Origin of the sequence: Rhizobium sp. WYCCWR10014, assembly GCF_001657485.1 — a bacterium.
Taxonomy (GTDB): Bacteria; Pseudomonadota; Alphaproteobacteria; order Rhizobiales; family Rhizobiaceae; genus Rhizobium.
The window spans coordinates 204,567-228,279 of record NZ_LXFU01000035.1; the positions used below are offsets into that span (position 1 = coordinate 204,567).

Consider the following 23,713-nt stretch of genomic DNA (forward strand, 5'->3'; position numbering starts at 1 on the left):
ACGGGCACGCGGGTCAGGCATGGTGAGCTTGTTCATCGATGAAAAATCCGCCGGCTAAGCTGCAGGCGGTACCGACATCACGAGAGCGCCGTAAAAACTCTCGCCAGAGGGGCCCGGCACCAAAGTTCCCCGTCAGCCGATGTCTGGAAGGCTGCGGGATAGGCACTAGGTAATGAACTTCGCGGGCCAGTCAAGGTCGGTCGTCACACCACGATTGGATGATTTTTTTGGAACCATCCTGATGCCCGCCCGTTAGCCCCTGGTTGAGCTTAAAAAGGAGGCCGATGATGCACACTTCGACCCATCTCCCCGACAAACGCGTGGAGGCGTCCGACCGCATGAAGCGGGCGAAGCCGAACCGCATGCAGAAGGCGCAGGTGCTGCCGCCGCATCATGTCGACCTGACACTGACCCCCGGCATCTACCACGACATTCACGTGCCGGCCCATGTTAGTGGCGCCGATCTTTCCAAGGGTGGCCCCGACATGAAGGGCAATGCAGAGACCAAGAAATAACGGGTATTCCGGAAGCCCTTGAGCGCTGACGTAGATTTGAAACAGGGTGAGAAACATATGACGATGAACTTTGTGCCCCGCGAGATCTTCATCCGGCACGAAAATGAATGGCAGGCCGTACGCGAGGCGGCAGACGAGCGTATCGATATCGGCAAACGCCAGAAGCCGCTCTCCTCCGGCACCGCATCGGTTGGAAAAGACAATCCTTCGGCCGCACGCTCGGAATGACCAACAGACAATTATGCTGACACGAGCGCCCGGCATGATGCCGGGCGTTCTATTTTTCTATTTGTGTTCATCGCGATCGACACGCTGTCCGGAATTAAAGCCGAACCGTTGTTCGAGTTTACCGAATGCGAAGAGTACGCAGATGGCGACGATCGTCGTGAAGAAAGCGATCGGCCAATAGCCGAATCCCATGGCGAGGCCGATGGCGCCGGAGAGCCACATGCCGGCGCCCGTCGTCAGCCCGTGCACCCGACCTCTTGCAAAGACGATCATGCCGGCGGCAAGAAAGGCGACGCCGGCGGTCACGGCCTCGATGACACGTAGCGGATCGATGCGCACCTGCTCGACATCGGTAAAACCCGGCATGTGCACTGCCTCGATCGAGATGATGGCGAAGAGGGCGGCAGCAAGACTGATCAGAATATGGGTGCGGAAGCCTGCCGGGCGGTCGCGGGCCTCACGCTCGAAGCCGATCAGCCCGCCGAAGACGATGGCGCCGAAGAGGCGGGCGAAAATGACGGGATAGTGGATACGCGACTCCGGTATTATGTCGGCGATAATAAGATCCATGGATTTCTCCCCCAGAAAGATGGAATTTTTCGCTGGCTAACGTCTGAGCGCGGAATTTGTTCAGCTTTTTCCCCGCGTGCGTTTCGGCAGTGCCGTTCGCCTTTCCGGTGCGCGCCGGCATGTTCATGTCATTGGAGGGAAAGTTTGGCGAACCAGGCATCATCCTGTCGCCGCGCCAACCTTTCGGAAAGGATTGGGCAGCGATAATCCCGGCCTCACGGGAATCGGACAGATGGCCAAGACAGCGACACGCGGCCGCCGCAAGGCGCCGGCGAGAGGAAAGAGCAAAGCGCGCAGCAGCGGTGGCGGATTGCTGCCCTGGGCGGTGATCGGCATTGCCGCGATCGGCGGCATTGTCGCCCACGACCATTGGAAGAGCATCCAGCCGATGCTTGCAAGACCATCGACGCCGATCACACGGGACACGGCTGAGCCGAGGCCTGTCGTCAGGAAGGACGCGCCGCCGAAGCAGGTAGCGCTTGCCGCACCCACGCCGAAAGTCGCAGTACCGCAGCCGCAGCCGCTGCCCCCGGCCGCGATCCCGACGCCGATGATCCAGCCGGTAAAGGCAGTGCCGCCGCCGGCCTCCGCTGCCGTTTCGCAAACCGGGACAGTCGCCTTCGGCTATTGCGGCCAGGGCGCCCATATCAATTGCGTCGGCGATGGTGGCGTCTTCTGGTACAAGGGCGAGAAGATCGTGATTGCCGACATGGCAAGCCCGGTGGTCGACCAGGCGCGCTGCGACGGCGAGCGCCGGGTGGCCTTTGCTGCCAAGTCGCGGCTGCTGGCGCTTCTGAATGCCGGACCCTTCACCATGAATGCGGCGGGTAAGGCCGAGCCCTCTGGCGCGCCGCGCGTCGTCTCGCGCGACGGGCGCTCTTTCGGCGCGCAGCTGATCAATGAGGGCCTGGCACGCAAGCCAGGGGCCGCCGGCAGTGCCTGGTGCGCCTGAGCAAGAGCATTTCCGTTCTTGAATGCACGGAACCGCTCCCACATGGTTTTCACGCGATTCCGGACGTAAAACCGCTGCGCACTTTTGCCGGAATTGCTCTGGCTACTTACCCTTCTTCACCAGCTTGCCGCCGGTTCGGAAGCTGCCGGTGAAGGAGGAGTCCTTGCTTTCGGCGGTGCATTCGATCGCGATCGGCTTGCCGGCATAGGGATTGCCGAAGGTGCAGAAGCCGGCGACCTTGACCTCTCCGGTCATCTTGTTGCCGACACCCGTGGTGACGAGGCTGAGCGGCAGGCGGGCATTGCCATTGGAGGCAGGTTTGATGCCGCTGCCGTCGCCCTGGAAGCCCAGCGCCTTGCCATCCGAGGTGAAGATGAAGGTCACCACGCCATTGGCCAGCGTAACGCTGGCAAGCTCGTTCTTGCAGCCCTTGGTGGCGTCGAATTTGGCGACGACCAGCTTGGCGCATTTGCCGGAAAGCGTAATGACGCCGGGAGCACCGGGAAAGGTCTCTGCGGGCGCGGCCGGCGCGGCAGAGGCCGGCAAGGCGAGGACGGCGGAAAAAAGGGCGGCAGCGGCAAGCGCGTATAACTTCATTTCGATCTCAAACCCCATGTCGTGGCGAGGCGAATCACTACCTCACCCTCGGTTCGCCATGGCATGGCTCTGTGTCCGAATTTGGCGCCGTTGTTGCTGAGGCGCAAAAATTTTGTCGGCGGCCGAGCTCGCTCGGCGATCGGTCAGTGAAAAGTTGGTTCAGCTTGCCGGTTACAAGATCCAGCAACGGCATAGGCTGCCGGACATCGGCAACGAACCGATGTGATACGACAGTGGCAAGGCACTCATCGAGCGTGCCGTCTTGGACGCATGTCTGGTCAAGGGGAATGGGCCCAGGCAGGGAAGTCCAGGCCCATTCTTTCCCGATCGGAGGTCAGTCAGATCAGGAATTTGTAGCTGCCGGTCCAGAGCATGATGCCGAAAAGTGTGAACGTTTTCGGATGACATCCTGTTCTAGCCGGCAGCCTTTTATCAGAACGCGCGCTGCAGGCGGAAGAAGCCCGAGGTAACGTCGCTGGCATTGTCCGGATCGAGGTACTGAACCGAAATCTTCGTGGAGAGGTTCTCGACGATCTGGTAGTCGATCGTCACGCCGGCCTTCCAGGCATCATTGTCGTCGTTGAACTCGCCAGCAGTGATGCCGTAGTTGTTGTAGTACTGAACGGCCGGGGTGATCTTCAGCTTGTCAGTCGCCTTGATGGCGTATTCAGCGGCGATCGCCCATTCAGCCTTGTTGTAATAGGCGTTCGGGTTGGTTGCGTAGACGACTGCGAGGCCGAGCGTGCCCGGACCGACAGCAACCGTACCCATAGCGCGGACGGCGCCTTCTTCGTTGTCGGTGTCGTAACCGGCAGTGATCTGGTAGCTGAATGCACCAGCCTTGCCGCCGAGACCGACTGCAACGCCGACGTTGTTGGCGGTTTCGCCGTCGTAGAACGGGCTGTCTTCCAGTTCGTCAACGCTGATGCCAGCGTAGAAGGCGTCGGTTTCGTACTGATAACGGATGGAGTTATGCAGGGTGACCGGCGAGCCAATGTCGTCGGTTTCGCCGGAGAGGCCATCGTCCCACCAGCTGTAGAACAGACCGGCACGGAAACCAGCGATGTCGATGTAAGCGGAGTCGAGGATCGCCTTCTGAGCCGAAGCATTGTCAGCATTGAACTGCATGACGATGACGCCGGTCAGCGGACCATATTCGGTGTCGCTCTTGGCGGTAAACTGAACCTGACCACGCGTACGGGCATCCCAGTCCGAGTCGTTGGCGACAGAACCGCCGCCGCCGGCGCCGATCGAGCTGGCGTTCGGAGCAACGTCAACCTGGAAACGGATGTAACCGTTGATCTTGAGGCAGGTTTCGGTGCCCGGGATGTAGAAGTAGCCGGTGCCGTAAGCGTCGCAGACGCGAACGTATTCAACCGGTTCCGGCTCGGCAGCAACGATAGCGTCGGCAGCCTGAGCGCCGGAAACTACTGCAAGTGCAGCAGCGGAGCCGAGAAGAAGGCTCTTGATGTTCATGGAATAAACCTCCAGTTCAGATGCAAGAGGATGAAGACCGTCTGCCCTCGGCAGTCCCTACGTGTCTTCAACCCGTGTGACCGAAGCGGCACCGTTTTGGCTCGGTGCCTGCCTCGCCGCGGAAGTTACATAGGGGATGTTGCACCGCAACGACATTGTCGATCGTGACAGTAGGCTGCCACAGCTATGTTGCTGAAATCACACGCTTTTTGTCATAAACTCGTCATCTATCCGTCACAAAACCGCGCTTCCGGATGCTTCGGCAACGAGGGGCTGAACCTCAGCAACGGTAGTGCAATCGATGATCGCGTAAGCACGTCCTCATATGCGAAGACGCCATCACTGCAATCTGCGCGAATCGGACAAAAGCCCGACGACCACCATCGTTTGCCAAGGCATGCCGATGTCGGGCCATAGGTTCGAACTGGCAGTGATCGGTGGCTGACGATACGTCGCCTCGACGAGAAGCGACAAAGGTCTGGCACGCAGTTTTGCTGGAATTGCTCTATTTGCCCTTTTCACCAGCTTGCCGGCGGCCGCTCGGGCGTCGAACGGGGAGAGCAGTCGTCTTCCTAGGGATTTTTGAAATCGTCCCAGAGGATCGCTATCCCAGCCGCGAGGATCGTGATCGGGATCAGCCAAAGCTTGATGCTGATGGGTTAGACCACATGATACTGCATATAACCGAAACCGAGGAGGCCAGCCCCAGCCAGGGCGAGGCCGAGGATCCGCGTCCTTTGCGTCATGGGTCACCCTATTTCCCACATGGGGGGCCATCCCACAGCCATTGAAACCCCGGCCCGGATCGTGGTCACGGACCAATCACGTGCAAGCCCTCGCTCCGCAAAGTGTTGGATCTGGAGCGCGTGCCAGGCTCAGAAATCAGAAAATCCCCAAGGCGGGGATTTATCAACAATGTCAGGGGGATCGGATGGTGGGCGTGACAGGGATTGAACCTGTGACCCCTACGATGTCAACGTAGTGCTCTCCCGCTGAGCTACACGCCCATCCGATGGCGGCGCATAGATCACAAAACCTTCGGAGCCGTCAATAGGCTTTTTTCAGTTTTGTGACGCGCCGTCCTGCAAGCCTTACGCGGCAAGCATCTTGTTGACCTCGTCGACGAGATCGCGCAGGTGAAAAGGCTTGGAAAGGACCTTGGCATCCTTCGGCGCTTTCGAATCGGGGTTGAGCGCCACGGCGGCAAAACCGGTGATGAACATCACCTTCAGGTCGGGGTCGAGCTCGGTGGCGCGTCGCGCCAGCTCGATGCCGTCCATCTCGGGCATGACGATATCGGTCAGCAGCAAGGAAAACGGCTCCTCGCGCAGCCGGTCATAGGCGCTGGCGCCATTGTCATAAGAAAGGACCTTGTAGCCGGCCTTTTCGAGCGCTTTCACCAGGAAGCGGCGCATGTCGTTGTCGTCTTCGGCGAGAAGTATCTTCTGAGTCATCAATCCAGACCGCGATCCATAGGTTTTTGGTGGGCTGCCAGCCGTTTACACTAGTCTTTATCCGGTAAACAACCGGTGAATTGCCTGTGCGTGACCGCCGTCCCTTCTACATAGTATGGACTTGCGGCCGGGCAACTGGCAACATGGGCAAAGCAGTCAGTTCATGACATGGTAAAGAGGGCCGAAAGTGCCGGAAATAAGCGAATACGAGCTTTTTGAGGTCCATGAGCCCGTGTCGCAGACCATTCCTTTCGTCTACAACTCCCCCCATAGCGGCCGCATTTATCCACCGGAATTTATCGCTCAGTCCAGGCTCGAGGGCATCGCTATCCGCCGTTCCGAGGATCACTATGTCGACGAGCTCTTCGGCTCGGCCGTCGCACTCGGTGCGCCGCTGCTGGCGGCCAACTTCCCCCGCGCCTATCTCGACGTCAATCGCGAGCCCTACGAACTCGATCCGCGGATGTTCGACGGGCTGCTGCCGCCCTATGCCAATGTCAATTCGCTCAGGGTCGCCGGCGGGCTCGGCACCATTCCGCGCATCGTCGCCGAGAACATGGAGATCTATGCGCGGCGCCTGCCGGTGCAGGAGGGGCTCGACCGCGTCGAGGCGGTCTACAAGCCTTATCATGCGGCGCTTCGCCGGCTGATCGCGCGAACGCATGTGCAATTCGGCTTCGGCGTGTTGATCGACTGCCACTCGATGCCCGGCAATGTGCGCGTTGCCGGCAGCACTGCGCGACCTGATTTCATCATCGGTGATCGCTACGGCACCAGCGCTTCGGCCGAACTTTCGCGCGCGGCCATCGCCATCCTCGAGGAAATGGGCTTCGCGGCGATCCGCAACAAGCCTTATGCCGGCGGCTTCATTACCGAACATTACGGCCGGCCTTCGCGCGGCCTGCACGCGCTGCAGATCGAGGTGAACCGGGCGATCTACGTCGATGAAGTGACGCTGGAAAAACGCGAGGATTTCGCCGCAGTGGCTGATGCCGTCACCGACTTCATGCAGCAGATGGCGGAATATGTCGAGAAATTTGCCGGCGAGCGGGCGCTGGCCGCCGAATAGATCTCTCTTTTCGATGTCGCTGACGTCCGGTCTTCGTCTTCCCGGCCAAAAAAAAACCGCGCTTGTGAGCGCGGCTAAGTCTAGGGAGGAAACACCCAAGGAGGGTATTTACAGTCAGAAGACTGTATGAAGACGCTACTATTGCATTGCACAAATGTCAAGCAATATATTGCGCTGCGATATCTTTGAGCAGTTAGATCCAGATTGCCTGCTGCGCTTGCATTCCCGTTGCTTTTCGCTATGAAAAGCGCCATTCCCGCCAGCCAAACGGTGTCATCATGTTTCCTGACCGTTCGTTCTTCAACCGCCTGGCGGAAGCCGCCCGGGCCGAGACGCTGCCGCGCTTCCGCTCCGGCCTCGATGTCACGAACAAGCTTTCCTCCGGTTTCGATCCGGTGACGGAGGGCGACCGGGCGGCCGAACTCGCCATCCGGGCGCTGATCGAGGAGAATTTCCCCGACCACGGCATTCTCGGCGAGGAGCACGGCAATGTCGGGCTCGACCGTGAATATGTCTGGGTGATCGATCCGATCGACGGCACGCGCGCCTTCATTTCCGGTGTGCCGGTGTGGGGAACGCTGATCGGCCTGCAGAAGGATGGCCGGGCGATCATGGGCATGATCGAGCAACCTTTTACCGGGGAGCGCTATTTCGCCGACCAGAACGGCTCGATCTATACCGGGCCGGAGGGCGAGCGGCGCCTGGCGACGCGCCAGTGCGACACGCTTTCGAACGCCATCCTGTTCACCACCTCGCCGCATCTCTTTGCCGGCGAGGAGATGGAGAAATACCGCGAGATCGAGAGCCAGGTGCGGCTCTTCCGCTACGGCTGCGACTGCTATGCCTATGCGCTGCTTGCCGCCGGCCATATCGATCTGGTCGTCGAAAACAGTCTGAAACCCTATGACGTCGGCGGCATCATTCCCGTCATCGAGGGAGCGGGCGGCATCATCACCACCTGGGACGGCGGACGGCCGGAAAACGGCGGCTCGATCATCGCCGCCGGCAGCCGGGCAGTCTACGAACAGGCAATCGCCGTCCTGCAGCGCTGATCCCAGGGTCGGCAGCGCCTCCCCCGGTCAGCAGCCTGATCCCCGGTCAGCAGCGCTGGCCGGTCACGTGCCGAGGGCGGCGACGTCCTGGTTTTCTTCGGCATCGCTGCCGGGAATGAAGGCGTGGAAGGCCGCAAGGGCGGCGGCGCGGTAGATATCGCGCTCCTGGAAGATCTCGTGACGGGCGCCGTTGATCGGCACCAGCTGGCCGGCGCGGAAATAACGTGAAAGCCGCTCCTGCGCCGTATAGGGCACGACACCGTCGCGCGTCGGGGCGATGACGATGGTCGGGATGGTGATCGAGAAGAGATGGTAGGGTGAGGTGACCCGGTCCATTGTGCGGAAAGCCTCGATCAGCCAGCGGGCCGTCGGCGGCCCGAGCGTCAATTCCGGATAGGCCTTCATCATTGCGACGTTGCGCTCGAAGCGGTGTTCGTCCGAGGTCAGCGGGTTGTCGCTGAAGTTCGGCTCCTTCAGTTTCGAGGTCAGCGGCAGGAAGCCGAGGCCGACGGCAGCCAGCGTGCCGGCCAGAGCGCGGATGACACGCGGCGAGGCCGACTGGCCGGTCAGGCCGATGAAGGGCGCCGACAGCACCATGCGATCGATACGGGTGGTGAGATAGGGCGCGGCTGACAGTGCAATCAGGCCGCCCGTGGAATGTGCGAGCAGATAGAAGGGCAGGCGGGTATCCGGCAGCACCACCTTTTCCAGGAAGGTATCGAGATCGCGTTCGTAATCGGCAAAGCGGCGAATGTGGCCGTGGTTGCGGCGCTTCATGAGCCGTGATGAACCGCCCTGGCCGCGCAGGTCGAAGGTTGCGACCCAGAGACCCTTGGCCGTCAGGTCGCGGATGGTTTCGAAGTATTTCTCGATATATTCGTTTCGGCCGTGCAGGATGACGACGGTGCCCTTGGCAATCTGGCCAGTCGAGCGGAAGACGGCGTAACGCAGCTGCTGGCCGTCATGGGTTTCGAAGAACCCCTCCGTGCGGTTTTCCGGGGCGGGATTATCGGGCGTCGAATAGAGAACCTGATCCATGACTTTGCCAATGCGCCGCTGCTGACTGCTTCGCATCAGGGATAGCGCATGGCATCCTGCTTGGAAAGCGGTGCGCCCTCAAGGCCTGCTGCAGGAAAAGGGCCGGCAGGAGCATGAGGGTGCTCGCGGCCGGCCGAAGTTGAGACTGAAGAAGAAGGGACGATGCACTTCAGCCATCGGGACCAGATTCACCCGACGCTGAAATTCCTAAACGAATGCGCCTGAACGCGCTCCGAACCGGTCGTTCATGCGGGGTTCACGGGTCGATCAAGGCGATTGCAAAAAGGTCTTGAACTCCTCGAATCCCATCACCATCTCCTTTCTGCGGGTGCCGAACAGGGCCTGCGCAACCGTCCCAAGGCCGCCAAAGATGGGGTCTCAGGGGCATTTATCGCAACACGTCGCTTCCACAGGAGGACATCATGCGTCACGTAGACTTCTCTCCCCTCTATCGTTCGACCGTCGGTTTCGACCGGCTTTTCACCATGCTCGACAGCCTTGCCCAGCCGGAGCAGGCGCAGACCTATCCGCCCTATAATATCGAGCGCACCGGTGAAAACACCTATCGCATCACCATGGCGGTTGCCGGTTTCGACGAGACCGAACTTTCGATCGAAGCCCATGCCCATGTGCTGTCCGTCAAGGGTGAAAAGAACGAGGAACCTGCCGAAAGCGGCGAATTCCTCTACCGCGGCATTGCCAAGCGCGCCTTCGAGCGCCGCTTCCAGCTTGCCGACCATGTCGAGGTGACCGCCGCTTCGCTGAAGAACGGCCTGCTGCACATCGACCTTCTGCGCAATATTCCCGAGGCCATGAAGCCCCGCAAGATTACGATTGCTGCAGAACCGGTCGAGGCTCCGAAGGCCATCGAAGCGCAGATCATCAACGGCTAATCAGATCCTTATCGGATAAAACGAACGGCGCTCCATCGGGGCGCCGTTTTTATTGTTGCTTAGGCCGGGCTGCCGGCCTCTTTCATCTCTTTTTCCGTTGCGCGGCGGGCTGCCGCGGCGGCGTATTTCTGGGCGATGACGGCGCAGACCATCAGCTGGATCTGATGGAACAGCATCAGCGGCAGCACGATCGCGCCGATCGACTGGCCGGCGAAGATGACGTTCGCCATCGGCACACCGCTCGCGAGGCTCTTTTTCGAGCCGCAAAAGGTGATGGTGATCTGGTCGGCCTTGTCGAAGCCCAGCCACCGGCTGCCGAACATCGTCAGCACCAGGACAATTGCCAGCAGGACAATGTCGGCGACGATGACGACGGCGATATCTGCGATCGAGAAGGTGTGCCATAGGCCCTCGACCACCGCCGTGCTGAAGGCGAGGTAGACGACCATCAGGATCGAGCCGCGGTCGACAGGCATCAGGATCTTCTTCTTGGCGCGGATCCAGTCGCCGATCCAGGGCTGCAGGACCTGGCCGATGATGAACGGGGCAAGCAGCTGCAGCAGGATCTGCTCTAATGCGTCGAAGGAGAAGCCGCCATGGCCGCCGACGGAAAACAGCAGGCCGACGAGCAGCGGCGTCAGGAACATGCCGAAGATGTTGGATGCCGAGGCCGAGCAGATGGCGGCGGGCACATTGCCACCTGCCATCGAGGTGAAGGCGATCGACGACTGCACTGTCGACGGCAGCACGCAGAGGAAGAGGATGCCGAGATAAAGCGGCTGCGGCAGGATGGTGTCGGGGATCAGCCCGAGCGCCATGCCGAGCAGCGGGAAGATGCCGAAGGTCGTCAGCAGGATGACGATATGCAGGCGCCAGTGCAGCAGGCCAGCAATGACGACGTTGCGCGACAGGCGGGCGCCATGCAGGAAAAACAGCAACGCGATGGCAAGGTCGGTGGCGATGCCGAAATAATCCGCAAATGTGCCCCGCGCCGGCAGCAACGAGGCAAGGATGACGGTGCAGACGAGCAGGATGGTGAATGTATCGGGCAAAAAGCGGCGCATGGCGGTCTCGCGGCTTGATAAAACAGTCATTGTTCTGTCATCCATTATGATCCAGGATGCAAGAAATAACAGTTATCGAGAATCTGGATCATGCTGGACCTTTCGCAGTTGCGCAGTTTTGTCGCCGTCGAGCAGATGGGCAGTTTCACGCTCGCCGCAGAAAGGCTGGGCCTCGGGCAGTCGACGGTCAGCCAGCACATCCAGCGGCTGGAGACGGCACTCGGGCGCAGGCTGTTGGCGCGCGACACCCATAAGGTGATGTTGACCGGCGATGGCGAGGCGCTGCTGTCGCATGCGCGCACCATGCTTTCGATCGAGGGACAGGTACAGTCGCTATTTAAGAACAACAGCCTGCGCGGCAGTCTGCGGCTCGGCGTGTCGGAGGATTTCGTCACCAGCCAGCTGCCGGCGGTGTTGGAGGATTTCGTGCGTTCACATCCATCGGTCGACCTGGAGCTGACGGTTGCGCTTTCCGGCGTGCTTTACGAGATGCAGGACAATGGTGAGATCGATCTGGTGCTCGCCAAGCGTCGGCTCGGCGATGCGCGCGGAAAACTCGTCTATCGAGAGCCGCTCGTCTGGCTGGCGCGCGATCCCGAGCGTGTGCTCGTCTCAGGCCCTCTGCCGCTGATCGCCTTTCCGCCGCCGAGCGTCACACGGGTGATCGCGCTCGAAGCGCTCGGGCGAAACGGGGTGCCGTGGCGGATCGTCTGCACCTGCGGCAGCCTGAGCGGGTTGACGGCAGCGGCGCGAGCCGGGATGGGCGTGCTGGTGCAGCCGCGCAGCATGGCACCATCAGGTCTGAAGGAGATCGCTGCGGGAAGACTTCCGGTGCTGGAGGATGTGGAATTCGTGCTGGTGCCGCGTAAGGGCGCGGACCAGGCATTGGTCTCGGCGCTGTCGGAGGATATTCTACAAAAGGTGAGGGGACTGAGGTCGGCGTGAGTCCTTGCCCGTCACCGTAAGGCCTGCCGGGCCGGCAGGCTTTACCGGCAGGCGATCAGGCGGCCAGGCACTTCAGAAAACCATCCACATCCGCTTCCGTGGTCGCGAAGCTGGTGACGAGGCGGATCAGGGTTTCGCTTTCGGCAACAAGTTCGGGCGTTGCCGCCGGGACTGGCCATTCGTAAAATTTCGCGCCCTTTTCCTCCGCAATTTTTGCGGCACCTTTGCTGACGACGGCAAAGACTTCGTTGGACGCGGTCGGCCAGGACAGGCGAGCCGAGTTGCTCGTGCCGATACCGGCGCGCAGCCGGTCGGCCATGCCGTTCGAATGGCGAGCGAGATCGAGCCAGAGACCGTTTTCGAAATAGGCATCGAACTGGGCGGCGATGAAACGCGACTTGGAGAAGAGCTGGGCGGCGCGCTTGCGGATGAACGGCATTTCCCGGGCTTGATCCGGATTGAAGAAGACGATCGCTTCCGCACACCAGCAGCCGTTCTTGGTGCCGCCGAAGGACAGCATGTCGACGCCGCGCTTCCAGGTCATTTCGGCCGGGGTGGCGCCGAGTGCGACCAGGGCGTTGGCGAAGCGGGCGCCGTCCATGTGGAGCGGCAGATTGCGCTTCCTTGATATGGCGGCGATCTCGCCGATCTCCGGCAGGGAATAGACGGTGCCGATCTCGGTCGCCTGGGTGATGGTCACGGCGCTGGCGCGGCCATGATGGACGGCGTCCTCGGGAAAGCTTGCGATCTTCGCCGAAAGCTTTCCCGGATCGATCTTGCCGGCTTCGCCGTCAACGGCAACGAGACGGGCGGCGCCGGAGAAAAATTCCGGCGCACCGCATTCATCCTCGATCACATGGGCTTCCGAATGGCAGAAGGTGATGCCGCCGGGGCGCTGGACGCTTGCCAGCGATAGCGAGTTGGCGGCCGTGCCGGTGGCGACGAAGAAGATCGAAACCTCACGCTCGAAGATCTCGGAAAAACGGGCTTCGACCTTTCTGTCGAGATCGCCAGCGCCATAGGCGGCGGCAAAGCCGGTCGATTCCGTCAGCAGACGTTCGGCAATGGATTTGTGGGCGCCGGCCCAGTTATCGGAAGCAAAGAACATGTGGGGAAACCGTGAGAAAGGAAGGGGGTGGCAGGTCCGCAGCGGACATTACGCCAAAGCTTCACAGGATCAAGGTTGTCGCCCGCGACACATCACGGAAATTGAACTACGCAATCAATAAACAAAATAATACGGCGAAACGTAATTTTCTTTCGTCATCGCTGCTAGCTAGGCAATCTTCCGTCGCAAATTGACGTTTTTTGACGGAGCGCTCTTGCAGAGCCGAATGCTTTCTGGCATAGAACTGATGAATTAGGACAGTGTTGCTGTCCTATTTTGGCCTTTATGACCGAAGAGGCGCCGAAAGCCCTGGAACAGACCGGCTTTCACGCTATAGTTCTTCCGAGCGTCAAGCCTCAAGGGCGGCGCGCGGAGGCGAATGGCAGGCGCGGAACGCGACGGTTTGCTTTCCTTTGAAGCAGATGTCTGCGGCCGATCTTCACAATGCAACAGCGCTGTCATGCGCCGAACCTATCTTCGGGTTGCGGCGCGGGACGAAAAGCCGCCCGCGGCCCCGCGGGCTTCGACAGGAGGAAAGATGATGACGAAGACGCCATCCATGGAAGTTGACCGGTTTGCTGCTGCAGAGCTGCGCGCGACGGCCAATATCTCCAAATCCGCCTCCGGCCTGCCGAAGAAACAGGGCCTCTATGATCCGCGCAACGAACATGATGCCTGCGGCGTCGGCTTTGTCGCGCATATGAAGGGCCAGAAGTCGCACCAGATCGTCAAGGATGGCCTGTTCATCCTCGAGAACCTGACGCATCGCGGCGCCGTCGGCGCCGATCCGCTGATGGGTGACGGCGCCGGCATCCTGGTGCAGATCCCCGACCGTTTCTTCCGCGAGGAGATGGCCGAGCAGGGCATCACCCTGCCGCCGGTCGGCGAATATGGCGTCGGCCATATCTTCATGCCGCGCGATGAAAAGCAGATCGAGCACTTCAAGAAGGTGATCAAGGATGTCATCACCGAGGAAGGTCAGGTCTTCATCGGCTTTCGCGATGTGCCCGTCGATAATTCCTCGCTCTCCAAGGCGCCGGCCATTGCCGCAACCGAGCCGCATCATGTGCAGGTTTTCATCGGCGCCGGCGAGGATGCCGAAAACAACGACGAGTTCGAGCGTCGGCTGTTCACGCTGCGCAAGGTAATCTCCAACCGTATCTATGATGAATTCGACGGCGAGGAGAGCAATTTCTATCCGGTGTCGCTGTCGTCGGCGACGGTGGTCTACAAGGGCATGTTCCTGGCCTATCAGGTCGGCGTCTACTACAAGGACCTGTCGGATCCGCGTTTCGAAAGTGCGGTCGCCCTGGTGCACCAGCGCTTCTCGACCAACACCTTCCCGTCGTGGAAGCTCGCGCATCCCTACCGCATGGTCGCCCATAACGGCGAGATCAACACGCTGCGCGGCAACGTCAACTGGATGGCGGCGCGCCAGGCGTCGGTCTCCTCGCCGCTGTTCGGCGAGGACATCTCCAAGCTCTGGCCGATCTCCTACGAGGGGCAATCGGACACGGCCTGCTTCGACAATGCGCTCGAATTCCTGGTGCGCGGCGGTTATTCTATGGCGCATGCCGTAATGATGCTGATCCCGGAGGCATGGGCCGGCAACCAGTCGATGGCGGCAGAACGCAAGGCGTTCTACGAATATCATGCAGCGCTGATGGAGCCCTGGGACGGGCCGGCTGCCGTCGCCTTCACCGACGGCAAGCAGATCGGCGCGACGCTCGACCGCAACGGCCTGCGGCCGGCGCGCTACCTGGTCACCGACGACGACCGCGTCATCATGGCGTCCGAAGCCGGCGTGCTGCCGGTTCCGGAAGAGAAGATCATCCAGAAGTGGCGCCTGCAGCCGGGCAAGATGCTGCTGATCGATATGGAAGAAGGCCGCATCATCTCCGACGACGAGGTGAAGTCGCAGCTTGCGACGGCGCATCCCTATCGCAGCTGGCTCAACCGCACCCAGCTCATCCTCGAAGACCTGAAGCCGGTGGAGCCGCGGGCGCTGCGCCGCGACGTGTCGCTGCTGGACCGGCAGCAGGCCTTCGGCTACACGCTCGAGGATACACGCATCCTGATGTCGCCGATGGCGACGACGGGCCAGGAGGCGATCGGCTCGATGGGCACGGATACGCCGATCTCGGCGATGTCGGAAAAGCCGAAGCTGCTCTACACCTATTTCAAGCAGAACTTCGCGCAGGTGACCAACCCGCCGATCGACCCGATCCGCGAGGAACTGGTCATGAGCCTGGTTTCCTTCATCGGGCCGCGGCCGAACATTCTCGACCACGAGGGCGCGGCGAACGCCAAGCGGCTCGAGGTTCGCCAGCCGATCCTGACCAATGGCGATCTCGAGAAGATCCGCTCAATCGGCCATACCGAAGACCGTTTTGACACCAAGACGCTCGATTTCACCTATGATATCGAGCGTGGCGCGGAAGGCATGCCCGAGATGCTCGACCGGCTCTGCGAGCGCGCGGAAGCGGCCGTCAAGGGCGGCTACAACATCATCGTGCTCTCCGATCGCCAGATCGGGCCGGACCGGATCGCCATACCGGCACTGCTGGCGACGGCTGCCGTGCATCACCATCTGATCCGCAAGGGGCTGCGCACCTCGGTCGGTCTCGTCGTCGAGACCGGAGAGCCGCGCGAAGTCCATCATTTCTGCCTGCTCGCCGGCTATGGCGCCGAGGCGATCAACCCCTATCTCGCCTTCGACACGCTGCTCGACATGCATGCCAAGGGCGAATTCCCGAAGGAAGTGGATGCTTCCGAAATCGTCTACCGCTACATCAAGGCGGTCGGCAAAGGCATCCTCAAGGTCATGTCGAAGATGGGCATCTCGACTTACCAGTCCTATTGCGGCGCGCAGATCTTCGATGCGATCGGCCTGCAGTCCGAACTGATCGACAAGTATTTCTTCGGCACCGCGACGATGATCGAAGGAGTAGGCCTCGAGGCGATCGCCGCAGAAACCGTCGCCCGCCATAACGCGGCCTTCGGTACCGATCCGCTTCTTGCCACGACGCTCGACATCGGCGGCGAATATGCCTATCGCATGCGCGGCGAAAGCCATGCCTGGACGCCGGATGCCGTCGCAGCCCTCCAGCATGCCGTGCGCGGCAATGCCGAGGACCGCTACCGCGAATTCGCCGATATGGTGAACAATTCGGCGCTGCGCATGAACACGATCCGCGGTCTCTTCAAGATGAAGAGCGCCGAGGCGCTCGGCCGCAAGCCGGTATCGATCGACGAGGTCGAGCCGGCCGCCGATATCGTCAAGCGTTTCTCGACGGGAGCGATGTCCTTCGGCTCGATTTCCAGGGAGGCGCATACGACGCTGGCGATCGCCATGAACCGGATCGGCGGCAAGTCGAACACCGGCGAGGGCGGCGAGGAATCCGACCGCTATATACCGCTGGCCAATGGTTCGATGAACCCGGAACGTTCGGCGATCAAGCAGATCGCCTCGGGCCGCTTCGGCGTCACCACCGAATATCTAGTCAATGCCGACGTGCTGCAGATCAAGGTGGCGCAAGGCGCCAAGCCTGGCGAAGGCGGCCAGCTGCCGGGTCACAAGGTTGACGCGACGGTTGCCAAGACCCGCCATTCGACGCCGGGTGTCGGCCTGATCTCGCCGCCGCCGCACCACGACATCTATTCGATCGAAGATCTGGCGCAGCTGATCTACGATCTGAAGAACGTCAACCCGACCGCCGACGTTTCGGTCAAGCTCGTCTCTGAAGTCGGCGTCGGCACGGTTGCCGCCGGTGTCGCCAAGGCACGCGCCGACCACATCACGGTCGCCGGCTTCGACGGCGGCACGGGTGCGTCGCCGCTGACCTCGCTCAAACATGCCGGCAGCCCTTGGGAAATCGGCCTTGCCGAGACCCAGCAGACGCTGGTGCTGAACGGGCTGCGCTCGCGCGTCGCCCTGCAGGTGGACGGCGGGCTGAAGACCGGCCGCGACGTCATTATCGGGGCGCTGCTTGGAGCCGACGAGTTCGGCTTTGCCACCGCGCCGCTGATTGCCGCCGGCTGCATCATGATGCGCAAGTGCCATCTCAACACCTGTCCGGTGGGTGTGGCGACCCAGGATCCGGTGCTGCGCAAGCGCTTCAAGGGCGCGCCGGAGCACGTCATCAACTATTTCTTCTTCGTCGCCAACGAAGTGCGCGAAATCCTCGCCTCGCTGGGCTTCACCCGGCTTGACGAGATCATCGGCGCCTCGGAGCTTCTGGAGAAGGACGAGATGCTGAACCACTGGAAGGCGAAGGGTCTCGACTTCAGCCGCATCTTCCACAAGGTCGACGCTCCCAAGGAAGAAACCTTCTGGACGAGCCGGCAGAAGCACCCGATCGACGACATTCTCGACCGCGTGCTGATCGAGCAGGCTCAGCCGGCACTGACCGCCAAGACGCCCGTCGCCTTCGAGGTCGGCATCAAGAACGTCGACCGGTCGGCGGGCGCGATGCTTTCCGGCGAGGTCGCCAAGCGCTTCCGCCATCGCGGGCTGAAGGAAGACACGATCAATGTGACGCTTCGCGGTACGGCGGGGCAGAGCTTCGGCGCCTTCCTGGCGCGCGGCGTCACCTTCAACCTGATCGGCGACGGCAACGACTATGTCGGCAAGGGCCTTTCGGGCGGCAAGATCATCATCAGGCCGCCGGAGAATTCGAGGATCGTCGCCGAGGACTCGATCATCGTCGGCAACACCGTGCTTTATGGTGCGACCGAGGGCGAATGCTACTTCCGCGGTGTGGCGGGCGAACGTTTCGCGGTGCGCAATTCGGGCGCGATCGCCATCGTCGAGGGTGTCGGCGACCATGGCTGCGAATACATGACCGGCGGCGTCGTCGTCGTGCTCGGTGCCACGGGTCGCAACTTCGCGGCCGGCATGTCCGGCGGTGTCGCCTACGTGCTCGATGAAACCGGCGATTTCGCCAGCCGCTGCAATATGGCGATGGTCGAGCTTGAGCCGGTGCCCGAGGAGGACGACATGCTGGAGAAGCTGCATCATCACGGCGGTGATCTCATGCACAAGGGACGCGTCGACGTCTCTGGCGACATGACGCGCCATGACGAGGAGCGCCTTTACCAGCTGATCTCCAACCATCTGCATTATACGGGCTCGGCCCGCGCCACGCAGATCCTGGACAACTGGGCCGATTACCGCCCGAAATTCCGCAAGGTCATGCCGGTCGAATACCGGCGTGCGCTCGAGGAAATGGAGCGCAGCCGGATGGGCATCGCCGCGGAATGAATTGCACCGGACATCCGTCACCTGCTGACTGCAGGTGACGGATGACGAAAATATCTCGATGACCCGTGACGATCACACCGACGGCGAAAGCTGTTCAGATCGCACGGATGTCTTTCAGGGGATATGTCCAATGACGGTCAAGACAAGCAACTTGCCCCGGGTACCGGGACTGACGATAGACAGATTGGCTGCGGTGAGGCGGTCATGAGGGTAAGGGACGAAGATATGGGTAAGGTAACAGGGTTTCTGGAAATCGACCGGCAGGTGGCGAAGTACCAGCCGGCGTCGGATCGCATCCGTCATTTCCGCGAGTTCACGATCCCGATGTCGGACCCGGAAGTGCAGAAACAGGCCGCGCGCTGCATGGACTGTGGCATCCCTTATTGCCACGGCCCGACCGGCTGCCCTGTTCACAACCAGATTCCCGATTGGAACGACCTCGTCTACAACAACAACTGGGAAGCGGCGATCCAGAACCTGCATTCGACCAACAACTTCCCCGAGTTCACCGGTCGCGTCTGCCCGGCACCCTGCGAGGAAGCTTGCACGTTGAACCTCGAGGATGCACCGGTCGCCATCAAGACGGTCGAGCAGGCAATTGCCGACAAGGCCTATGAACTCGGCTTCATCCGGCCGCAGCCGGCCACGGTCCATACCGGCAAGAAGGTCGCCGTCATCGGCTCCGGCCCTGCCGGCATGGCGGCCGCCCAGCAGCTCGGCCGCGCCGGCCACGAGGTGCATCTCTACGAGCGCGAGACCAAGCCGGGTGGGCTGCTGCGCTACGGCATTCCGGACTTCAAGATGGAGAAGAACTTCATCGACCGCCGCGTCGAGCAGATGAAGGGTGAGGGCGTCACCTTCCATTGCGGTGTCAATGTCGGCGTTGACGTCAAGGTCGAGCAGATGCTCATCGATCACGACGCCGTGCTTTACTGCGGCGGCTCCGAGACGCCGCGCGAGGCAGGCATTCCGGGCACCGACCTTGCGGGCGTGCATGATGCGATGCCCTATCTGGTGCAGCAGAACCGCCGCGTCGGGCGCGAGAACATCGACAGCGTCGGCTGGCCGTCGGACCCGATCCTTGCCGGCGCCAAACATATCGTCGTCGTCGGCGGCGGCGATACGGCTTCGGACTGCGTTGGCACGGCCTTCCGCCAGGGGGCCGTCAGGGTCACCCAGCTCGACATCCGGCCACAGCCGCCGGAGAAGGAAGACAAGCTTGCCGTCTGGCCCTTCTGGGCGACGAAGATGCGCACCTCTTCCTCGCAGGCCGAGGGCGCCGTGCGTGAATTCCAGGTGGCCACTCTTGAGTTCGTCGGCGAAGACGGTGTGCTGACCGGCGTCAAGTGCTGCGAGGTCGACGAACGCCGGCGGCCGGTTCCAGGTACGGAATTCGTCATTCGGGCCGATCTCGCCTTCATCGCCATCGGTTTCCGCGGGCCATTCACCGGCAGTGTACTGAAGGAGCTCGAGGGCAAGCTGACGCTCAACACCGATAAGCGCGGCTCGACCAACGTCGTCGCCAACGACCGCGACTACAAGACTTCGATCGACAAGTTCTGGACGGCGGGCGACGTGCGCCGCGGCCAGTCGCTGGTGGTCTGGGCGATCCGTGAAGGCCGCCAGGCGGCGCGCGCCATCGACGAGGAATTAATGGGCTCGACCGTTCTGCCGAACTGACCGTCAGTCACACCTTCCCGAAGACCACGAACTCCGCCCCTCCGGCGGAGTTTTTTCATGGCGTGCCGCGCTGTCGTGCGACCGCTTGACGCGGAGGCCGTGCGCCGCAAGCCTCAGGCAATGCCGGAAAGCGAGATTTTGCGCCAAACGCGGGCTGAGAAGCAGCCGGCGGCGACCGAAGCGGAGGTGCCCCGCCGTTTTGGCCGCAGCGCATTTCACCATCGGCCGCGACGCAAGGCCGCGAATGATCGACAAGGATTTTCAAATGGTTTCCGCACTTGACAGCACGCGGCTGGTTTCGGCCCAATATGCCCTGAAAAACCTTCGCGGCTCCGACGACAGCGCGCAGGACACGCAGAGTTCGTCGGCCGCCAGCATTCTGAGCAGCTACGGGCTCGATCCGAGTTCTGCCTCGCTTCTTTCCAACCAGGCCCTTTCCGGGCTGCTCGACACGCTTTCGGCCCAAAGCGACACGGCGGACGAGGCTGACACGACGGGTGACGGCGCCGACGTCACCAGCGCTTCGTTCATGTCGATGCTGAAGCAGCAGCTACAGGATGCTGCTGCGGCCGAAGGCGAGAGCGGCAAGGCCCATGACATGCTGGCCGCCCTCGAAGCGGGCACGCTCACCATCACCGATCCGACACAGGGCGTATCGATAACCGCGTGGGATGTCGACGATCCCGACGAGGCGGACTCTGAGAGCAAGGCCGGCAAGGATATCGACGTCAGCGGCTGGAGCGACTTCCTCGATGCGCATCTGGAGCGCGGCGCCGATGGCGCCTTCGTCAAGGAAAACGGCAGCTATGTCGACCAGACGAACGACAGCAACGCCTTCTTCGGCCTGATCGGCTCGAATTACTATTATCTGAGCTGGCCGCAGGCGGCGGCGAAGTAAAGCGAACGAAGCGGACGGCCGCCTAGAACAGGATGATTTTAGGCCGGGTCGGCCTAAATCTGAATCCTGTTCTACATTATATAGTTAGAGCATGATGTCGTCCGAAAACCGCTCACACTTTTCGGCATCATGCTCGCGCGGCCTTCACTTGACCGAGACTTCGGCCGGCGCCTTAACTGCCGGCAGCCGGTAATCGTCAACGCGGCCGGGAGGTGCGGGCGTCATTTCGCCCTGCTCGACAAGCAGGTCACGCGGCGATCGCGTCAAAGTCATAGGCGGCGGCCTGGCGCCGAGAAGCTCGGCGCCGCCGTCGAGATTGGGATCGGAGAGACTGATCGGCACGGTATGTTCGACCGGATTGGCAGGAAGTCCGAGACCGGGCAGATTGCTGGAGTCGAGGCGGACCAGATCGGGGCTTGCCTGCGTGCCGAGAAGACGCCGCGCCGGTTTTTCCACATAGAAGGCAAGCTTGCGCCGGCCGGCCTGGGTAAGGTTGATGCCATCGGAGGTGCGCAAGCGCACCTGCTGGCCGTTCACATCCGAACCGGTGACGATGAAGTTGCCGTTTTCGTCGACGAAACCATCCCAGATATCGACGAATTCACCGCCGATGCTTTCGACCTGGTTGCGGTAGAGCTGGTTCATCTGAACGGCATCGGCCGTCATCGAATCGGATTCGAAGGCGGGAAGGCCGACCCAGAGCAGCGGGATCTTGCGGGCGGTGACCTCCTTGCCGAAAGAAAGGACACGGCGGCGGTATTCGGTGAACCAGCCATCGGTGCGGAATTTCTCCTTGGCGGTGTCGGTCACCATCTGCTGGCGGTCGTTGGCGCCGATCATGACGACGACCATTGCCGGCTTCAACTCGTCGATCATCTTCGGCAGCTGTTCCGGCCAGTCGTAATAATCGTCGCGGACAAGACCCGATGAGACGTTGCCGCGGGCTTCGACGACGACCCCCGGCGAGGTCTCGAAGGCGGCGGTGAGGCCATCGCCGAGGCCGCTGGCCAGGAAATCGCCGACGATCAGGATCTTTCGGGCGTCGCCGAGCTTTTGTACGGCCGGCTCCTCTTGTACGGGAGCGCGGACCGGCGGCGCGGTGCGGGTATTGACGATGGCTTTCTGCGCCGGCGGGCGTTTGCGCTGCTGGCGTCTCGGCTGCTGAACGTCAGGGGCCTGCGGGCCGTCGTCGAGATAGCGCCGGCCAAGGAAGAAATCGAAGATCGACCGGCGCTGATAACGCTGCTCCTGGGCCTCGGCGACATGCACCGGCGCAGACACGCCAAGGCATAGCGAAGCCGCCGCCAAGGCGAGCACGAGCCAACGGATTTTACGGGTCCGATCAGTTTTCTTCGTCATGGGCAGTTCCGCATCTGCCGGTATCTTGCACGCAGGGCAGGCCAGCGTCCACTCCCGCTATTATCTAGGTCACGCTTCTGCCTGTTGTAGAGCATCATGCCGAAAAGTGTGTCGGGTTTTCGGGCGGTATCATGCCCTACTTCCTTGATTCAAATGCGGATTGAGATTTCCGGCCGGGATCATCCCGATCTAGCGGCGCAGTGCGTTCAGAAGCGGCAGCGAGGGCTCGCCGTCCGGCTGCATGCCGATGCGAGACTGCACGGCCGAGATCGCCGCCTTGGAACCCGAGCCGAAATTGCCGTCGACCTCGCCATTGTAATAGCCGAGCGTCTTGAGACGCGTCTGCAGCTCGAATTTCTCGGTGATGTCGAGTGCGCCGTTCGGGCGCGGCCAACGCTGCTGCATGCCGCCGTAGCCGGCGATCTGGTCAGCCAGCAGGCCGACGGCAAGCGCGTAGCTATCCGAGGCATTGTAGTTCTTGATGGTGAAGAAGTTGGCGGTCATCAGGAAGCCCGGGCCACTTGCCCCGGCCGGCATCTTCAACACGGCTTTGGTAGCGCTCTCGCGGAAGGCCTTGCCGTTCGGACGTGTCAGGCCGAGTGCCGCCCATTGGGCCAATGTATGGGTCTTGCCGGCCTGCTTGGCGGCGGCTGCGGGAACGACGACCTCGTAGCCCCAGGTCTTGCCGGTATCCCAGCCGTTCTTCATCAGGAGATTGGCCGAGGTTGCCAGCGCGTCGGGGATCGAGTTCCAGATATCGCGATGGCCGTTGCCGTCGGCATCGATGGCATAAAGCAGATAGCTTGTCGGAATGAACTGGGTGTGGCCCATGGCGCCGGCCCAGGAGCCGGTCATCTCGCGTGCCGGCACATCGCCGTTCTGCAGGATCTTCAGCGCGGCGACCAGCTGTTTCTTGGCGAATTTGGCGCGGCTCGGATCGGCATAGGCAAGCGTTGCCAGGGCGCGCGGCACGTAGTGCAGCCGGTCGTCCTTGTCGAGGACTGCGCCGTAATTCGATTCCATCGACCAGATAGCCAGCAGAATGGTCTTGTCGACGCCGAAGCGCTGCTCGATCGCAGCGAGCGTCCTTGCGTGCTTGGCAGCCATCTCGCGGCCGATCTTGACGGTATAGGGATTGACGCGACTATCGACATAGTCCCAGATCTTCGAGGTGAATTCCGGCTGGTAAGCAGCCTTTTCGAGCACGGTCGGATCGGGCTCGCTCACCCCGGAAAAGGCCTTTTGATAGGTTGCCTTACTGATGCCACTCTGAGCGGCAGTCTGGTAAAAATCCGCGATCCATTTCTGGAACCGGGAATCAGCTTTCGCGTTGTCGGGGACCAGTGTCACCTGGACGGCGACAACGAGGGCGAGAGCAAGACCACGAAGGGAGTTTTTGTGATTCTGGGTCATCGACAGTCGTATCCGTCATCTTTAGTTTCTGGTGCAGCGGGGCATCACGTCCGCCCAGACCCGAGACTACAGGAACGGAGTCAACAAATTCTTTACCATGGCGATCCGCTGCGGTCACCATTTGCAAAACAGTAGCAAT

20 protein-coding genes and 1 tRNA gene are annotated in these 23,713 nt (G+C 61.5%); 10 read left to right on the forward strand and 11 right to left on the reverse strand.

Annotated features, from left to right (window positions below; genetic code table 11):
• Nucleotides 1-284 precede the first annotated feature (284 nt).
• Both A6U98_RS15240 and A6U98_RS37170 read left to right on the forward strand, forming a co-directional pair.
• Entirely contained in the window at nucleotides 285-515 is a 231-nt protein-coding gene (locus tag A6U98_RS15240) for a hypothetical protein (protein WP_064651079.1), read from the forward strand.
• Nucleotides 516-572: 57 nt separating this feature from the next.
• On the forward strand, nucleotides 573-743 hold the full coding sequence (locus A6U98_RS37170; protein WP_197496396.1) for a hypothetical protein: 171 nt from the start codon (nucleotides 573-575) through the stop codon (nucleotides 741-743).
• Nucleotides 744-800: 57 nt separating this feature from the next.
• On the opposite strand, the gene A6U98_RS15245 is transcribed toward A6U98_RS37170, so the two are convergent.
• Nucleotides 801-1,313 carry an MgtC/SapB family protein gene (locus A6U98_RS15245; protein WP_064651081.1) on the reverse strand — a complete coding sequence of 171 codons (513 nt, stop codon included), beginning with the start codon at nucleotides 1,311-1,313 and terminating at the stop codon, nucleotides 801-803.
• Between the two features lie 232 nt (nucleotides 1,314-1,545).
• Between A6U98_RS15245 and A6U98_RS15250 the strand changes: the two genes are divergently transcribed.
• Nucleotides 1,546-2,265 (forward strand): hypothetical protein, encoded by a 720-nt coding sequence (locus A6U98_RS15250; RefSeq protein ID WP_064651381.1) that lies wholly within the window; start codon nucleotides 1,546-1,548, stop codon nucleotides 2,263-2,265.
• A gap of 102 nt (nucleotides 2,266-2,367) precedes the next feature.
• Here the strand turns inward: A6U98_RS15250 and A6U98_RS15255 are convergent, their stop codons facing one another.
• The 5 genes from A6U98_RS15255 to cpdR1 all read right to left on the reverse strand — a co-directional run bounded on the left by A6U98_RS15255 (nucleotide 2,368) and on the right by cpdR1 (nucleotide 5,792).
• Nucleotides 2,368-2,862, reverse strand: a complete 495-nt coding sequence (locus A6U98_RS15255; RefSeq protein WP_184499764.1) for a hypothetical protein — start codon at nucleotides 2,860-2,862, stop codon at nucleotides 2,368-2,370.
• Nucleotides 2,863-3,294: 432 nt separating this feature from the next.
• A complete protein-coding gene (locus A6U98_RS15260) occupies nucleotides 3,295-4,338 on the reverse strand; it encodes a porin (RefSeq protein ID WP_064651085.1) in 1,044 nt (347 codons plus the stop codon).
• 339 nt (nucleotides 4,339-4,677) lie between these two features.
• Complete coding sequence (locus A6U98_RS36785) at nucleotides 4,678-4,980, reverse strand: hypothetical protein (RefSeq protein WP_156667850.1); 303 nt, start codon at nucleotides 4,978-4,980, stop codon at nucleotides 4,678-4,680.
• A 290-nt stretch (nucleotides 4,981-5,270) separates the two neighbouring features.
• Nucleotides 5,271-5,345: transfer RNA gene (locus tag A6U98_RS15265), tRNA-Val, on the reverse strand.
• Nucleotides 5,346-5,429: 84 nt separating this feature from the next.
• The gene (gene cpdR1 / locus A6U98_RS15270) at nucleotides 5,430-5,792 is read right to left on the reverse strand and encodes a response regulator CpdR1 (protein ID WP_003542883.1); all 363 of its coding nucleotides are present in this window, start codon (nucleotides 5,790-5,792) and stop codon (nucleotides 5,430-5,432) included.
• Between the two features lie 187 nt (nucleotides 5,793-5,979).
• On the opposite strand from cpdR1, the gene A6U98_RS15275 reads away from it, so the two are divergent.
• Together A6U98_RS15275 and hisN are read left to right on the forward strand one after the other, a co-directional pair.
• Complete coding sequence (locus tag A6U98_RS15275) at nucleotides 5,980-6,861, forward strand: N-formylglutamate amidohydrolase (protein WP_064651087.1); 882 nt, start codon at nucleotides 5,980-5,982, stop codon at nucleotides 6,859-6,861.
• 278 nt (nucleotides 6,862-7,139) lie between these two features.
• Nucleotides 7,140-7,913 (forward strand): histidinol-phosphatase, encoded by a 774-nt coding sequence (hisN, locus tag A6U98_RS15280; protein WP_064651089.1) that lies wholly within the window; start codon nucleotides 7,140-7,142, stop codon nucleotides 7,911-7,913.
• Nucleotides 7,914-7,976: 63 nt separating this feature from the next.
• Here hisN and A6U98_RS15285 read toward each other — a convergent pair whose 3' ends face one another.
• On the reverse strand, nucleotides 7,977-8,951 hold the full coding sequence (locus tag A6U98_RS15285) for an alpha/beta hydrolase (protein ID WP_064651090.1): 975 nt from the start codon (nucleotides 8,949-8,951) through the stop codon (nucleotides 7,977-7,979).
• Nucleotides 8,952-9,373: 422 nt separating this feature from the next.
• On the opposite strand from A6U98_RS15285, the gene A6U98_RS15290 reads away from it, so the two are divergent.
• A complete protein-coding gene (locus tag A6U98_RS15290) occupies nucleotides 9,374-9,844 on the forward strand; it encodes an Hsp20 family protein (RefSeq protein ID WP_018072811.1) in 471 nt (156 codons plus the stop codon).
• A gap of 59 nt (nucleotides 9,845-9,903) precedes the next feature.
• Here the strand turns inward: A6U98_RS15290 and A6U98_RS15295 are convergent, their stop codons facing one another.
• Nucleotides 9,904-10,953 (reverse strand): bile acid:sodium symporter family protein, encoded by a 1,050-nt coding sequence (locus A6U98_RS15295; protein WP_064651092.1) that lies wholly within the window; start codon nucleotides 10,951-10,953, stop codon nucleotides 9,904-9,906.
• 45 nt (nucleotides 10,954-10,998) lie between these two features.
• On the opposite strand from A6U98_RS15295, the gene A6U98_RS15300 reads away from it, so the two are divergent.
• On the forward strand, nucleotides 10,999-11,853 hold the full coding sequence (locus tag A6U98_RS15300; protein WP_064651094.1) for a LysR substrate-binding domain-containing protein: 855 nt from the start codon (nucleotides 10,999-11,001) through the stop codon (nucleotides 11,851-11,853).
• A gap of 55 nt (nucleotides 11,854-11,908) precedes the next feature.
• Here the strand turns inward: A6U98_RS15300 and A6U98_RS15305 are convergent, their stop codons facing one another.
• Nucleotides 11,909-12,961, reverse strand: coding sequence for a low specificity L-threonine aldolase (locus A6U98_RS15305; RefSeq protein ID WP_064651096.1), 1,053 nt, complete (start codon nucleotides 12,959-12,961; stop codon nucleotides 11,909-11,911).
• Between the two features lie 538 nt (nucleotides 12,962-13,499).
• On the opposite strand from A6U98_RS15305, the gene gltB reads away from it, so the two are divergent.
• The 3 genes from gltB to A6U98_RS15320 all read left to right on the forward strand — a co-directional run bounded on the left by gltB (nucleotide 13,500) and on the right by A6U98_RS15320 (nucleotide 20,802).
• A complete protein-coding gene (gene gltB, locus A6U98_RS15310; RefSeq protein ID WP_184499770.1) occupies nucleotides 13,500-18,224 on the forward strand; it encodes a glutamate synthase large subunit in 4,725 nt (1,574 codons plus the stop codon).
• Nucleotides 18,225-18,449: 225 nt separating this feature from the next.
• Nucleotides 18,450-19,904, forward strand: coding sequence for a glutamate synthase subunit beta (locus tag A6U98_RS15315; RefSeq protein WP_064651098.1), 1,455 nt, complete (start codon nucleotides 18,450-18,452; stop codon nucleotides 19,902-19,904).
• 265 nt (nucleotides 19,905-20,169) lie between these two features.
• Nucleotides 20,170-20,802 (forward strand): hypothetical protein, encoded by a 633-nt coding sequence (locus A6U98_RS15320; protein ID WP_064651385.1) that lies wholly within the window; start codon nucleotides 20,170-20,172, stop codon nucleotides 20,800-20,802.
• Nucleotides 20,803-20,946: 144 nt separating this feature from the next.
• Here the strand turns inward: A6U98_RS15320 and A6U98_RS15325 are convergent, their stop codons facing one another.
• Entirely contained in the window at nucleotides 20,947-22,161 is a 1,215-nt protein-coding gene (locus A6U98_RS15325; protein ID WP_064651100.1) for a DUF459 domain-containing protein, read from the reverse strand.
• Nucleotides 22,162-22,350: 189 nt separating this feature from the next.
• The gene (locus A6U98_RS15330) at nucleotides 22,351-23,574 is read right to left on the reverse strand and encodes a lytic murein transglycosylase (protein WP_064651102.1); all 1,224 of its coding nucleotides are present in this window, start codon (nucleotides 23,572-23,574) and stop codon (nucleotides 22,351-22,353) included.
• Nucleotides 23,575-23,713: the final 139 nt, after the last annotated feature.